The organism is Allohoeflea poritis, from assembly GCF_027889715.1.
In the GTDB taxonomy this organism is placed as follows: domain Bacteria; phylum Pseudomonadota; class Alphaproteobacteria; order Rhizobiales; family Rhizobiaceae; genus Hoeflea_A; species Hoeflea_A poritis.
In genome coordinates, this window is the sequence record NZ_JAPJZH010000001.1 from 259,341 (window position 1) to 272,698 (window position 13,358).

Annotated in this window: 18 protein-coding genes; 7 read left to right on the forward strand and 11 right to left on the reverse strand. The window is 56.3% G+C overall.

All coding sequences use genetic code 11. The features are described from left to right. Window positions 1–37: 37 nt before the first annotated feature. The 3 genes from rpsB to OOZ53_RS01265 all read right to left on the reverse strand — a co-directional run bounded on the left by rpsB (window position 38) and on the right by OOZ53_RS01265 (window position 2,642). A complete protein-coding gene (gene rpsB, locus OOZ53_RS01255) occupies window positions 38–937 on the reverse strand; it encodes a 30S ribosomal protein S2 (RefSeq protein WP_271087463.1) in 900 nt (299 codons plus the stop codon). A gap of 249 nt (window positions 938–1,186) precedes the next feature. Beyond that, window positions 1,187–1,645 (reverse strand): NUDIX hydrolase, encoded by a 459-nt coding sequence (locus OOZ53_RS01260; RefSeq protein ID WP_271087465.1) that lies wholly within the window; start codon window positions 1,643–1,645, stop codon window positions 1,187–1,189. A gap of 181 nt (window positions 1,646–1,826) precedes the next feature. Continuing rightward, entirely contained in the window at window positions 1,827–2,642 is an 816-nt protein-coding gene (locus OOZ53_RS01265; protein WP_271087466.1) for a cell envelope integrity EipB family protein, read from the reverse strand. Window positions 2,643–2,775: 133 nt separating this feature from the next. Between OOZ53_RS01265 and OOZ53_RS01270 the strand changes: the two genes are divergently transcribed. The 5 genes from OOZ53_RS01270 (at window position 2,776) to OOZ53_RS01290 (ending at window position 6,664) form a co-directional block, all read left to right on the forward strand. Next, a complete protein-coding gene (locus tag OOZ53_RS01270) occupies window positions 2,776–3,249 on the forward strand; it encodes a RidA family protein (RefSeq protein ID WP_271087469.1) in 474 nt (157 codons plus the stop codon). Window positions 3,250–3,255: 6 nt separating this feature from the next. After that, the gene (locus OOZ53_RS01275; protein WP_271087470.1) at window positions 3,256–4,008 is read left to right on the forward strand and encodes a glycerophosphodiester phosphodiesterase family protein; all 753 of its coding nucleotides are present in this window, start codon (window positions 3,256–3,258) and stop codon (window positions 4,006–4,008) included. Continuing rightward, entirely contained in the window at window positions 4,001–5,215 is a 1,215-nt protein-coding gene (locus OOZ53_RS01280) for a GNAT family N-acetyltransferase (protein WP_271087471.1), read from the forward strand. Before OOZ53_RS01275 ends, OOZ53_RS01280 begins: the two co-directional genes overlap by 8 nt. A gap of 43 nt (window positions 5,216–5,258) precedes the next feature. Further along, window positions 5,259–5,765: a CAP domain-containing protein gene (locus tag OOZ53_RS01285; RefSeq protein ID WP_271087473.1), complete on the forward strand. Its 507-nt coding sequence runs from the start codon at window positions 5,259–5,261 to the stop codon at window positions 5,763–5,765. Between the two features lie 131 nt (window positions 5,766–5,896). After that, window positions 5,897–6,664: a YHYH protein gene (locus OOZ53_RS01290; protein ID WP_271087475.1), complete on the forward strand. Its 768-nt coding sequence runs from the start codon at window positions 5,897–5,899 to the stop codon at window positions 6,662–6,664. A gap of 36 nt (window positions 6,665–6,700) precedes the next feature. On the opposite strand, the gene OOZ53_RS01295 is transcribed toward OOZ53_RS01290, so the two are convergent. From OOZ53_RS01295 to OOZ53_RS01320, 6 genes are all read right to left on the reverse strand, one after another. Further along, on the reverse strand, window positions 6,701–6,964 hold the full coding sequence (locus tag OOZ53_RS01295) for a hypothetical protein (protein ID WP_271087476.1): 264 nt from the start codon (window positions 6,962–6,964) through the stop codon (window positions 6,701–6,703). Further along, window positions 6,964–7,320, reverse strand: coding sequence for a hypothetical protein (locus tag OOZ53_RS01300; protein WP_271087477.1), 357 nt, complete (start codon window positions 7,318–7,320; stop codon window positions 6,964–6,966). The genes OOZ53_RS01295 and OOZ53_RS01300 overlap by 1 nt, the downstream gene beginning before the upstream one ends. After that, entirely contained in the window at window positions 7,317–7,679 is a 363-nt protein-coding gene (locus OOZ53_RS01305; RefSeq protein WP_271087478.1) for a hypothetical protein, read from the reverse strand. Before OOZ53_RS01305 ends, OOZ53_RS01300 begins: the two co-directional genes overlap by 4 nt. A gap of 1 nt (window position 7,680) precedes the next feature. After that, the gene (locus tag OOZ53_RS01310; protein WP_271087479.1) at window positions 7,681–7,887 is read right to left on the reverse strand and encodes a hypothetical protein; all 207 of its coding nucleotides are present in this window, start codon (window positions 7,885–7,887) and stop codon (window positions 7,681–7,683) included. Beyond that, window positions 7,884–8,660: a glycoside hydrolase family 19 protein gene (locus tag OOZ53_RS01315; protein WP_271087480.1), complete on the reverse strand. Its 777-nt coding sequence runs from the start codon at window positions 8,658–8,660 to the stop codon at window positions 7,884–7,886. The genes OOZ53_RS01310 and OOZ53_RS01315 overlap by 4 nt, the downstream gene beginning before the upstream one ends. A 66-nt stretch (window positions 8,661–8,726) precedes the next feature. After that, window positions 8,727–9,617, reverse strand: coding sequence for a hypothetical protein (locus OOZ53_RS01320; protein ID WP_271087481.1), 891 nt, complete (start codon window positions 9,615–9,617; stop codon window positions 8,727–8,729). 197 nt (window positions 9,618–9,814) lie between these two features. On the opposite strand from OOZ53_RS01320, the gene OOZ53_RS01325 reads away from it, so the two are divergent. Beyond that, on the forward strand, window positions 9,815–10,789 hold the full coding sequence (locus tag OOZ53_RS01325) for a nodulation protein NodZ (RefSeq protein ID WP_271087482.1): 975 nt from the start codon (window positions 9,815–9,817) through the stop codon (window positions 10,787–10,789). A 9-nt stretch (window positions 10,790–10,798) separates the two neighbouring features. Here the strand turns inward: OOZ53_RS01325 and OOZ53_RS01330 are convergent, their stop codons facing one another. Beyond that, window positions 10,799–11,611: a glycosyltransferase family 25 protein gene (locus tag OOZ53_RS01330; protein ID WP_333780579.1), complete on the reverse strand. Its 813-nt coding sequence runs from the start codon at window positions 11,609–11,611 to the stop codon at window positions 10,799–10,801. Window positions 11,612–11,977: 366 nt separating this feature from the next. Between OOZ53_RS01330 and OOZ53_RS01335 the strand changes: the two genes are divergently transcribed. Beyond that, complete coding sequence (locus OOZ53_RS01335) at window positions 11,978–12,193, forward strand: hypothetical protein (RefSeq protein WP_271087483.1); 216 nt, start codon at window positions 11,978–11,980, stop codon at window positions 12,191–12,193. Window positions 12,194–12,422: 229 nt separating this feature from the next. Here the strand turns inward: OOZ53_RS01335 and OOZ53_RS01340 are convergent, their stop codons facing one another. After that, window positions 12,423–13,322: a class I SAM-dependent methyltransferase gene (locus OOZ53_RS01340; protein WP_271087484.1), complete on the reverse strand. Its 900-nt coding sequence runs from the start codon at window positions 13,320–13,322 to the stop codon at window positions 12,423–12,425. Window positions 13,323–13,358: the final 36 nt, after the last annotated feature.

The window sequence follows — 13,358 nt, forward strand, 5'->3', positions numbered from 1 at the left end:
ACATGACATTTGAATGACATGACACAGTTCGGATGCCTTACGAGGCCGGAGTTTCCTCAGCCGCGGCTTCCTTTTTCTCTGCGGCAGCTTCCTCGGACGGAGCCTCCTCTGCGGGCGCTTCCTCGACCACTGGTTCCTTGACCTCTGCTTCTTCCGCAGCAGGTTCAGCGGTCTCTTCCGCTGCCGCTTCAAGGGCCGGCTCTACCGGGGCTTCTTCCGATGCGCCGATGTCGACACCTGCGGAACCCTGCTGGCGGGCAATGCCGTCGATTGCGGCTTTTGCCACCAGGTCGCAATAGAGTGCTATGGCGCGGGCGGCGTCATCATTGCCCGGTACCGGATAGTCGATCGGATCCGGATCGCAGTTGGAATCGACAATTGCCACAACTGGAATGCCGAGACGCTTTGCCTCCTGAATGGCAATCGCTTCCTTGTTGGTGTCGATGATGAACATCAGGTCCGGCGTGCCGCCCATGTCGCGGATACCGCCCAGGGCCCGTTCCAGCTTGTCGCGCTCACGCTCGAGGTTGAGGCGTTCTTTCTTGGTGAAGCCCTGTGCCTCGGCGGCCAGCAGCTCGTCGAGCTTGCGCAGACGCTGAATGGAATGGGAAATGGTTTTCCAGTTGGTCAGCATGCCGCCCAGCCAGCGGGCGTTGACATAATATTGCGCACTGCGCTTTGCGGCATCGGCGATCAATTCGGACGCCTGCCTCTTGGTGCCGACGAACAGGACGCGTCCACCGCCCGCGACGGTATCGCTCACAAGCTGAAGCGCCTGCGACAGCATCGGGACCGTCTGACCGAGATCGATGATATGGACATTGTTGCGGTCACCGAAAATGTACTGCTTCATTTTCGGGTTCCAGCGGTGAGTCTGGTGACCAAAGTGAACACCAGCCTCAAGCAGCTGGCGCATGCTGAAATCAGGCAATGCCATGCCTTTTCTCCTTTTCCGGTTGTACCTCCGTGGTGCGTCAGCAGTTTTCCTGCCACCGGCGGACTTGCCCGGATTTCTCCCGCACAAGCCCATGCTCCACGTGTGGAATGGGCGGTTCCCTACATGCGACCGCGAAAAATATCAAGAGGGTGACAGAAAATCGGATCTGTCCCGACCAACGCGGTACCGCGTTTGATAGCTCTGCACGGATTTTCTTGCGCGGCAGCCCGGCGCGCTAAAATTGCGAGCCTAAGGAGTAAAAGCGCGAATCAGAGACCGAAGTTCCGGTTCGTCGACCAGCGTGGCTGCCTTTTTCTGGCTGAACCAGTGACGCTCCCGCTGATCTTTTTCGAGATAATCATCCTCCAGCCGGTCGACTTCCAGAGGGTAGACCTCGACATCGCACTGCAAAGACAAACCGCTATCAAGCAGCTTGCAGTACTCGTAGCTGCCGACAGGCTTCTTGCGGATCTCACCAATGACGCCCGCTTCCTCGCGTGCTTCCTGTGCCGCTGTTGCGGCTTTCGAAAGGCTCTTGATTGCCCAGCCCTTGGGAAGGATCCAGCGTCCGGTCCCTCGGCTGGTGATCAGCAGTATTTCAATCTTCTTGCCCCGCGCTCTGTGACACAGCGCGGCAAATTGCTGCGGCGCGGGCGCTCGATCCCTCAGATCAGCTTTTTCGTCTGCGGTTCTCTTGTTTTTCGTCAACGAAGACATTTTCTATCCATCGCAAGGTGGACTGCGGCCCTCGCTAATATACCGCATCGTCCGTGCACACACGTCAAAACCGCGTTCAACTTGCGGTGAACGTCAGCTCCATTTCCGGAAACCCGGCGTTTTGATGATTCGTATGCCTTATTTTGACTGATTTTGGAGCACGGTCAAATCGTCAACAGCCGTCGCCGTCAAATGTCTCCAAAGAAGAAAGCGTGCCTCTTAGCGCAAATTCTCCGTAATCCATGATCAAATCTCTCGTAATACCATTCTCGTATAACTTGAAAGAAATTCGATATACTGGTGTTTCTTCATCTTTTTTTGTCTCGTCAAAGTAAGCGATGGTAACCGGCCATGTAGGCAGGTTGGCAAATTCGCCCGTCGCATCTTTTTCCTGTTCGTCCACCGTTGCTACGCGCGGCGAACCGACAACGCTGGTCGTCAACATGACCTTGCTGCCCTCGTCGGAGCCATCGAACAGGTGCGACTGGAAAAACCGCTCCCCGTTTTTGGCGCGCTCTATGAGCGAAATCATCTGGGCGGTCGGAAATTGTGCAGGATCCAGTTCCAGTTTGGCCCGTCTCGGTATCGTCAGGTCGACCGATGTTCCCCGGCCGTCCGCCTTGGCGCTTCCACGCACTTCGAGATCAAGCTTCTGATTCACATATGATTTGGTGATGAAACGAAAGGTCTTTTCTTCGACATTCTCATAAGTCGTGGTTTGCTGATCGGTCAGACGCACCGCATTGCCGGTATCGACTTGTGTTACGAACCGGAAGCCGACCGTGTAGCCCGAGCAGGCGGAACCATTGAATTCGTAAACCATGCGTCCGAACATGGATTCGATCCCGGACCGTTCCGACGCGTCCTGCAACTCGAGATCATAAACCGCGCGGTGGGAAACAAGCGATTCCGCCGCGCCGGCATGGGCCTTTCCCGCCAGAACCAGCCCTAAAATGAGCAATGCAATTGTTCCAAATAACTGTCGCAACCGACATTTCCTTCCGCTGCTCAATGCACCATGTTACGAGGCAATGCGACGAAATGTTGAGACGCCGCCAATATCGACTCTCAACGCCTCGCAGGCCCGATATTATTAGTCAAGACATTAACGGAGTTCAAAGATGTCGGAGACGATCGCCTCACGCCTTGCTGCGCTTGGCATAGAATTGCCTGAAGCCGCGGCGCCGGCCGCAAACTATGTTCCCTACACCATTGTCGGCACGACGCTGTACATTTCCGGGCAGTTGCCGCTGCAAGGCGGAACTGTCATGCAAACCGGGCACCTGGCAAGTGACGCAGACATAGAGAGGGGGCAGGAAGCCGCACGGCTGTGTGCCATCAACATTCTGGCACAGGCCAAGTCGGCGCTCGGCGGCGACCTTGAGGGGATCGGGCGATTGGCAAAAATCCAGGGCTTTGTTGCGTCAGCGCCCGGCTTCGACAAGCAGCATCTGGTCATCAACGGTGCGTCGGATCTTCTTGTCGACGTGCTGGGCGAACGCGGCATACACGCCAGGGCGGCCGTCGGCATGGCAGCGCTTCCGCTCAACGCGTCCGTAGAGGTGGACGCCATTTTCGCAATCGGCCGGGATTAGAGGAAGATGCCGCATCGTTGGATCACGAAGAGGCCGATCGCCCATCGCGGCTATCACGACATGAACAATGCTGTTTGGGAGAACACGCCATCCGCCTTTGCACGCGCAATCGACGCGGACTTTCCGATCGAGTGCGATCTGCAGCTTTCGTCGGATGACGTTGCCATTGTCTTTCACGACTACGACACAAAGAGGCTTTGCGGCGTGGATGGCACAGTGCGGGAGATGACGGCAGAAGCGCTGACCGCCCTGCATATCGGCGGAACCAAGGACAGTGTGCCAACATTTCGCCAGTTGCTGGAACAGGTTGGCGGTAGGGTCGGACTGGTTGTCGAAATCAAGTCACCCGCACCGGAGGATATCGAAGCCTTTACCAATGCGGTTCTTCATGACCTGGAGGGCTATGATGGGGCAGTTGTTCTGATGTCCTTTGACACGGCATTGCTTGAGGCGCTGGCGGACAGCGGCACCAAGTGGCCGATCGGACTGGTAGCGGCCGAGTTCAATGAGGCGGAAAGACGGAAAAACGAAGCAGCTCTGAAACTGCCGATCAGTTTCATTTCGTTTTGTGTCGATCATGTGCCAAGCGACTTCATAACGCTGGCGCGCGACAAAGGCCTGACGGTTATCTCCTGGACAGTGAGAGATGCGGCCTCGGAAAAAATCGCGGCCGAACATACAGATCAGATAACCTTTGAAGGCTTCGATCCGATGGACTTGTCAGCCGGATCGGAGGCTTTAGATAAGGCGAATGACTAACCCGAAGGACATCGTTGATCAGACGGCCGATTGTGGTGATATCGACGAGTTCCGTATAAGGGTTGTCAATTCATTCAATGACATAGACCAGCTTCAGTGGTCGCGGCTGCAATATGCACGGTCGACGGAGGGGCAGCCCTACAACCCTTTTGTCAGCTATGACTATCTGTCTGCATTGGAATTTGCCGGATGCGCGACCGCACAGACCGGGTGGCTGGGACAACATCTTCTGCTGGAATCAGCATCGGGCACATTGCTCGGCGCCCTGCCCTGCTACGTCAAGAGCCACAGCCAGGGGGAATATGTTTTCGATCACGGATGGGCCGATGCGTTCGAGCGGGCTGGTGGCAGCTACTATCCGAAACTCCAGGCATCGATTCCCTTCACGCCGGCAACAGGCCCCCGCCTCCTGTTTACAAGAGAAAATCAGGGGGATGTCGTTCGATCGGCCCTTGCGGATGGGCTGCGAACGCTGACGGACAGGCTGTCTCTTTCCTCCGCGCATGTGACCTTTGTGCCCGAAAGTGAAATGGAACACTTTTCCGAGGCCGGATATCTGGAGCGTACGGATCAGCAGTTTCATTTTCGCAATGACGGTTACGAGAGTTATGCCGATTTTCTCGCCACGCTCGCGTCCAGAAAGCGAAAAGCGCTGAAACGGGAACGCCGGGGCGCACTGGAGAACGACATAACCATCGACTGGCTTACCGGCTCAGACCTTAACGAGGCTGTTTGGGACAGCTTCTACGCGTTCTACATGGACACAGGTTCCAGAAAATGGGGTCGCCCCTATCTGAACAGGGATTTCTTTTTGCGCATTTCGGAGACTATGTCCCGGGATATCCTGCTCATCATGGCGCGGCGCGGAAGCCGTTATGTCGCGGGCGCCATCAATTTCATCGGATCCGATACGCTTTTCGGCCGGCATTGGGGATGTATCGAAGATCATCCGTTTTTGCATTTTGAAGTGTGCTATCATCAGGCGATCGATTTCGCCATTGCACGAGGATTGCAGACCGTCGAGGCCGGCGCACAGGGCGAGCACAAGCTATCGCGCGGCTATATGCCGGTGACGACCCGTTCCGCCCACTATATCACGCATCCGGGATTGCGGAACGCCGTCGCCGACTATCTGAATCACGAACGCGATGACGTGGAGCGCATCGGCCGTTTGCTGGGCGGGCGCGGCCCTTTTCGCAAAGTGTGAGAGCAGTCGCTCCGCATCGAAACACTTCAGGATGAGGCGCGAGATGGTGAAGAATAAGCAGCGCGCGGCCAGAGTTGAAATTGAAATGATCCACCGGCGCACATTCTTGTCCGGAAGTGGTGGCGCTCTTGTTGTCGCGGTACTTGGCGGGCTCATTTCAACCCCGGCGGAGGCAGCAAACGGGAACATCGTTACCGGGCAGGCTTTGCGCAGCGTCAATGCCTTTCGCAAAGCCAACGGGCGTGGCGCTCTCCAGAGCGATTCCGCGCTCGGCCGGGCAGCGCTCGAACATTCGCTGTCCATGGCTAGGTCAGGCCGGCTGAACCACAGCCGGTTTCAGGCACGATTGAGAAATCACGGCATTCGCGGCGCCGCGGCGGAAAATGTGGCGCGCGGTCAACCCAACGTCGCCTCTGTCGTTGCGTCGTGGCAGGGATCGCGCGGTCATCGGCGCAACATGTTGGGCAATTTCAGCCGCGCCGGCGTTGCCGTGGCGCGTGATCCAGCTTCGGGAAACCGTCCCTTCTGGACGATGATCCTGGCGCGCTGAAGCCAGCGTCCCGCCGCAACTCCAAAATAATTACCGATATGTAATCGGGTCGTAACCCGCACGCCATGCAGCGTTACCCAGAATGACATCCGGATCGCGTTATCGCGCGGGATGTCTTTGGAGAGGGAGCCATGGCAAAGAGATTTCTGATTTTGGTGGCAGGCGCGGGCATGGCGGCCGTTGCCGGTTACGCGACCGCTGCAAGCAACTGGGTGGAAATCAGCGAACGGGGCAATCAGATCTGCATCCGCTCTAATTCCATTCCAAATCACACCACCGGCAGTTTTCCTAACCGCGGCAATCCGCACAGGATCCGGCCGCAAAACATTAATGTTTGCGTAACGGCCTCGCCAAGGAAAACGAACCGTGCGCGCGGTGCGGGCCCGGGTGCGATCGGCATCGCGCTGAATGGCGTGCTGATCCGCCCGGGAACGGCGGACTACTGGGACCCGCGCTCACCGCGCGGCCACAGCCGCGACAGAAGCTCCGGCTGGAATCTGGAAGGCATGGGATCGGCACGCACGCTCGGGATCGATTCCGCCAACGCCCATGTCGACAACCGCGGAACCTATCACTACCACGGCAAGCCGATCAGCGCGCTCAAGACCAGGGGCGGCACGCAGGTGGGGTATGCCGCGGACGGGTTCGAGATCCATTATGTCGGCGGGCGTGCCAAGTCAGGTTATCGGCTGAAAAGCGGTACCCGCCCTTCCGGACCTGGCGGAAAATATGACGGCAGCTACGTCGAAGACTGGGTCTATGTCGGCGGCGCCGGAACGCTCGACCAGTGCAATGGCGGCATGCTGAATGGCAAATATGTTTACTTCGCCACAAACACCTTTCCGTTCTACCCCCGTTGCTTTTTCGGCCGGCCAAGCCGCAGCTTTCGGGGACTTTGAGTTGCCTGTGCCAGCCACCGTTTGGTCTAAAGGCGTCTACTGCTCTACTGCCCGCAATATCCGCCTGAGTGTTTCATTCTGCTGTTGTTGAATGACCTCGATCGCCTTGAGGCGCTCACGGATATCCGCCGAACGTTGCTCAAGCCGGTCAACGCTTTCTTCGACCTCGCCAATATCGGTCGCATTGGCAGACACGTTGCTTTTCAATGTCGCATATCCGGCAACCAGGCTGGCCGCGACCGTACATACCCCCAAAAGTGTGCTCCAGGGCAGTCCTGACGGTTTTATGCCGTCAGCCATCAGACCGGCCTTCCGAACCATTCACGACTATCGCTGCCTCGCGCGACAACACAGACGAGTTTTCTATCCTGACTGTCCATCGAACGGTACAAAAGCAACCATTGGCCTTTTCTGTTGGTGGTCAGTTCCAGTGCGCCTTCACCGTTCTCATGCCGGCCGCGCCACACCCGATTCAGTTCAAGCTGCTCAATCAGCCCTTCGAACGCCTTGTTGTCGAGCCCGCAAACAGGAAGCGGTGCCGCCAGGATCGGATTGTGCTCCTGCGACAAAGCGGAACCTATGGACAACATGTAACCGATCAACGGAAGAAACAGGGCAAACAGGGCCCATCGAGCGTTTACATCGCGCTTTGTCATCGCGTGAACCTCCCAATCAGCGCTTTGCCGCCGTCCACGAGGAACAAAGACGAGATGATCCAGCCGGCCCATTGGTCGAGCGGTGCCGGCAGTGCCGCCACGTTCCACTCGAAGTGAAACAGGCTGTCGGCGACGACCGCCGAGAACCACATACCGAGCGGGATGACAAAGAACAGCTGAAACCACCAGGTGCGGCTGACCAGCAGGTTGGCCTGCACCTTCAGCTGCGTCTCGACAATACTTGCCTTGATCCTCTCGCGCTCAGTTTCGTTGTTCACCTTGTGGTCAACAGTGTCGAGAACGCGATCAAGCGTACCGCCGGTCAGCCAACCTAGAAGCGTTTTCACCAACCAGCCCATTTCAACCATCCTTGCCGCGCAGACCGATCAGTCCCAGGCCGAACGTGATCATTGCCGCAGGCGGAACTTCAGTCATTCTGGAAAGGATGTTGGCGGCCGGTGTAAGCATCGCGACCTCGCTGCCCGCGGCAATGACTGTTCCGCAAGCAACAGCAGCAAAGCCGGTCCACCAGCTGAGCGATCTCAGCTTGATATATTTTGAGTTCATGACTTTCCTCCAAAGATCCGTGACAGGAGCTTTATCAGGGCCTCCAAAACCACGCCCCCCGAAGCCGGAGACACGGATTTGTCTGTGAATGGAGTAGCGGCTTCGGTTGTGGATTCCTCGCTCTCCGATTGCTTCGGCTTTGGAACCGGAACGCTGTTGAGGGGGCGTTTTGGAACACCGCCCGCCTCCTCGATAGCGGCCAGAAACGAACGGTAATACCCGGCAATCAGGTCCCATTTGTCGGTGATATTGACGGTACGCCTTGCGTTGCGCAGATCGTCCTTGCCGGTGTCCGGCAGATAGTGCTGGATGCCGAACCCCTTGCCATTCCAGCGGCCATCAAGGAGGCCTTTTATGAGAATGCGAGCGCCCAGAACGGGATCGAGCGCCTTGTCGGGATATCTGACCAGGTCCACACCGGCATCCTTGCTGGAGCGCCGATAGTTCCGCTTCCAGGTGAGCTGGACCTGGCCCCTGCCATAGTAACAATGGCCATATGGCGGCTCGGGCTGCGCGTAGCGTGCGTGCTTCAACCGGCGTCGCGCCGTCTCGTCGTCCTTCGCAAGCGTCTCGCGTACCGGCACCATTCGCCGCGCCGTTTCGTGATAGGCTGTGGCCAATGCATAGGCGAGTGTCTTGCCCCGCCCGTCGCCATGGGTTGCAAAGGCATCGAGAATGCCCTCGATTCCCCTCACCTGCTGGTGTGACAAAGACGTGCCAAACACGCCACTCGAACGGCGCCGCAGCGCCGCGTAGAATGCCTTGCGGATCATTAGACTGTCCGTTGGTTGGATTGTAGCCCGCGCAAGCGCGCGGGAAAGACGTAAGGGCTTTACCCCTTATCTGTTCGATGAATTGGTCAGGTAGCCTGACAGTGCCGACAAGCGCTTGCGAATGGAAATGCGCCGCCTTGACATGCGGCTGCGCGGTTTATCCCTCTTTGCGTGAATCGGATAGTCACGCAGTGCTTCCCAGTCCACGCCATCGCTGCCATCTTCGGATGACGCCGGCTTCGGATACCAGGTCTCATAAACGGATATCCTGTCCACTTCAGCCAGTTTGCAGAGAATCGAGAAGCAGGCCTGGTCGTGGCGATGCTCGATAAAATCCGGATAGTTCGGTGATCTGGACGGCGTGTCATCGACAAGGCTGAAATCCTGCGAAAAAACCGAACGCCACTTGCTCACCAGGGCGACCGATGCGGGGCACTTGCGAAAAAAAATGGCACCGGACGCGATGGAGGGTGTATTGAGCACATCTTCATTGTCTCGTACCCCGAAATGATCGATGAGATCGCCTTTTGTCCAGACCGCCTCCATTAGTTTGTTGAATTTTACCTCGTCACGCAGCAGCGGACCACCGGGTGGAATGGCTTGAAATGCCAGAATACCCGATGAAGCGGCGTTTACGCGTTCGAAATAATCCTGCATGCGCTTTCTGCCGTGGGCATTGAGGTGGCACCCGGCGTCCAGATACAAAAGCGCGTCCCCCTCATCCATTTCATCAAATGTCTGCAGTATGATCTGCGGCTTCCAGCTCCAATATCCGTATCCGCGTGTGCCGGTCACAAGCTTGTCTTTGAATTCTCTTCGAAAGTTCGCGGACAAATCATCTTCGGTTCGTATGAAAACACGATCGAACACGTCCATTTCGACAGCTTGTCTCTCCAGGCGCTGGAGGTTGGCACGAAGTCCGTTATCGGCAAATGTCAGCAGAACACGTTTCGACAAACAAACAATCCCATCGGTAGGTCCATGTTCACAATTTCAGACGTGTTTTTTGCCTCTGAGTTGCGTACGGGTTGCGTCTGAACATGCCGTCTGGTTTGTAACATTCGACTTGTTTGCATCATAGGGCTCAAGTAAAGGCGTCGAGTTCCAACAGATGCCGCGAACTGTCTGGATCGGCGCAAAAGGAATACTCTTCGGTGAAAAAATATGTCCTTTGCCGCCCAAAAGGGGGATTGAACGACCTTCTGTGTCAGATTGCGATATGCTGGGACTATGCCGAACGATTTGCCCGGTCACTTGTCGTAGACACCAGGCAAACCTGCCTGGGCGATGATTTTTCTTTCTTCTTTTCTCCCATCGATCAATCCGCACTGGTAAGGTTTGACGCTGCGGATGACGTCATGGATTTACTCAACCGTTCAAGCTGTTACCCACCCGAGCTATATGGCCGGCTGCGTGGGTACCGTTCTGAGTATCGCCAGGATTGCAACTTCGTAGACGATGTCACCGGGCGGAGGCTTCGTTTTGATCTTTCGCGATCCTATGATGAAAGCGTGCTTGTGCACGAGCAGTGCGGTGGCGGTACAGATTCATTTCGGCTTCTCAGCAGGCTGAGACTGTCGAAGCACCTTGCCGAACGAGTGGGAGCCGTCCTCGCGAATATCGGCGATGGCTACGATGCCGCCCACATCCGCAATACCGACTATGAAACCGACTACACGTTCCTGTTCGGCAAGATCGCCCGGAAGACCGCCGGGCGAAAACTTCTGATCTGCAGCGACAATCCTGCTGTCGTCGAACACGCACAATCCTATTTCGCGCGGTGTGATGTATTTACCATCGCAAAATTACCGGACACGAATTCTCGACCACTCCACGATCGGGAATCATACGCGACTGCAAAGGAAATAAGGAACGCAGCGGAACTCTCGCTCATTGACCTGCTGTCGCTGGGCAATGCTGCCAATCTTTATTACACGGACACAAAAGACGGCTTTCCCTCCGGTTTCTCACGCCTTGCGGCACATCTGTGCACCAATCGCCAGTTGATGCAGTCTCTGCTTGGCGGACATCTCCCGTCGCCCCGCCGGCGCACGGACGGAAATGCGCACTATATTCGGCCGATTAGGACGAGACTGAAGAAGATAGTGCCGCGATTTTTACGGCAATAGCCTCCGATCCTAGTCATCTGCGTGCGCGATTTGTCCGAAGGATGATTTGCGCATCCACGTAAGGAGCCTCGGCCGCACGGATTTGCGGTAAACCCGGAAAAACTCCCGCTCGATTTTCGCGGGCCCGAAAGGCATTCGGTTTTTCTGTTTCGGAATGGAATGCCGTATTGTCGGCTGTAATCCACTTGAGCGCTTGGCGAACACATCCTGTACCGATATGGCGGGGTCGAGCTGCAGGATATTCAACTTGCCCGTCAGGCCCAACTCCGGGTTAAAGAGCACTTCGTCGATCGGATCGCAATAATCTTCAGTAAGCTTCAACAGGCGCGCCGCCGCTTTCCTGGACAGGAAATATCCGGCCGTACCGCGGTGGGCGGCTTTCAAATTTCGGAGCCTGAAACCTCCCTTTGCAGGTCGTGAATCAGCCGAAACCTCGGTATTGCCACGGGTCGTCTCCGCCTTGACGATATCGGCATCGTCAGGCAGCCAGTCGCTGTTGGAAAACAACTGCATGGCGCTTTTCGAGATATGGGCGTCATCTTCGGTCACGAATGCCCATTCGTCTCCGGCCTCAAGCATCCGGCTCCAGGCTCTTCGATGACTGAGAAAACAGCCGAGCACGCCGGCGGGCATCGGATAATCGCTTTTCTTCTGCTTCAACAGACTTGCCCGATTTGCAGCTTCCAAGGTAGTGCCGTCAACGGCTCCCACGCGCACGATCTCCCAGTTGGGGAACGCGTTGTTGGACACAAACCAATCCAGCCTGTCAGCGGACCGTTCAAGATTGATGAGGTAGCATTTCACTTTGGTCGGGCACCACACGCTTTACCAATTCAAAGCCGTCTACACCATTTTGAATTGAACTCAAATACAAACACGCCGCTTGGTTGACGAACCATTTGAACCATCCCTTGGGAATGGGCCGATTTGCTGACGGCGTTACTCTAGAATGCCACGGTATCGTATCGCAAAGAAATCCCTCAACTTAAGCACCAGACCACTTTATGGTCACTCAATGTCTTTGGCGTGTTTCACGAGCAATGCTATAGCACGCACCTTTCTTAGTGCATCAGGCGGATATGCTGCGACAGTTTATTTTCGTCTGTCTGATGCTCTGTGATCGAAGCTGACAAATGATCGGCATCCGCTTGCATTGCGCAGATCATCCTTGCCGGCGTCCGGCAGATAGTGCCGGATGCCGAACCCCTTGCAAATCCAGCGGCCATCAAGGAGGCCTTTTATGAGAATGCGAGCGCCCAGGACGGGATCGAGCGCCTTGTCGAGATATCTGATCAGGTACACACCGGCATCCTTGCAGGAGAGCCGATGGTTCCGCTTCCAGGTGAGCTGGACCTGACCCCTGCCATTGTAGCAATGGCCATATGGCGGCTCGGGTGCGCGTAGCGTGCGTGCTTCAACCGGCGTCGCGCCGTTTCGTGATAGGCTGTGGTCAATGCATGGGCGAGTGTCTTACCCCGCCCGTCGCCATGGGTTGCAAAGGCATCGAGAATGCCTGGATTCCTCTTACCTGCTGGTGAGAGAGTGATGTCGCAAAGACGGCTCTCATGACGACGCAGCGCCGCATAGAGCTTTGCGGTTCATTGGATTTCCTGTTTGGTTTAGTGCTGTTTGGTCAGCGGGTCATGAAATAGCCGGCATACGGATCACCGGTTGGCGGCCAGTCTTCAATTTCCTGCTTCAAAACTTCAAAGTGCGGCTGCGCGGACTCGTGCATGCCGTTTCGATCCTGCCAGACCTTCAACTCTGCTCTGGCCGCATCCACCCCATATGCATGCAAAATGAACCGGACACGGGACAACTCGATTAACGCGCGCCAAACGCCATCATATCGAGTGATGGAGCTCGCCAGGAGGTCCATCATCTCCGGCACTGTCATCTGTTTGTTCAATGGCTCAAACGCCTCAGGCGGCAGTCTATCGCGCAATATCCAAGCTGCGGTGCTGTACTCTATGCGCCTCGATAGCACCTCGAAATGATCAGCGAACCGTTCCATGAAAATATGCAGCCAATAGCACAAGACATGCACATAGTCCTGATGGGCGAGAATTCCTCCGACCTTCAGGTGAGGAAGGAAATGCCTGCAAACGTGATTGTGGTGATCCCAGTTCTGTGTGAAATCGACGAATAGGGCTTCAACCTCATTGCCGATCCACCGCTGCGTCGTGATGTCACGTTTGACAAGTCCTATACGATCACCCCAAGGCGAAAGCGCGTTCTCGACCCAAGAGAAAACATCTTTGCCATTGAAGCCGTCCATGCGCGACTTGTACGGCTCACACCATGGCCCGTATAAAAACAGATCATAACTGATGACCCGCGAGTCGCTGCCAGCTGCTTGAGCGCCGTCAGCAATACATGCCGCTGACGCACCCAGAAACGTGCCTAGATCGATAATCGTTCGGCCTTCACTCCGAGCACCGAGCCAATATAGAAACTGACGCTCCTCGTAGCCCAACATTGCCGGAAGCTCCGGCAGTACATCCTGGCTGATATCTGCCCATGGTTTGGCCATATCGCGCCATAGCAACGGGGCGTTGGCAGCGCAAGG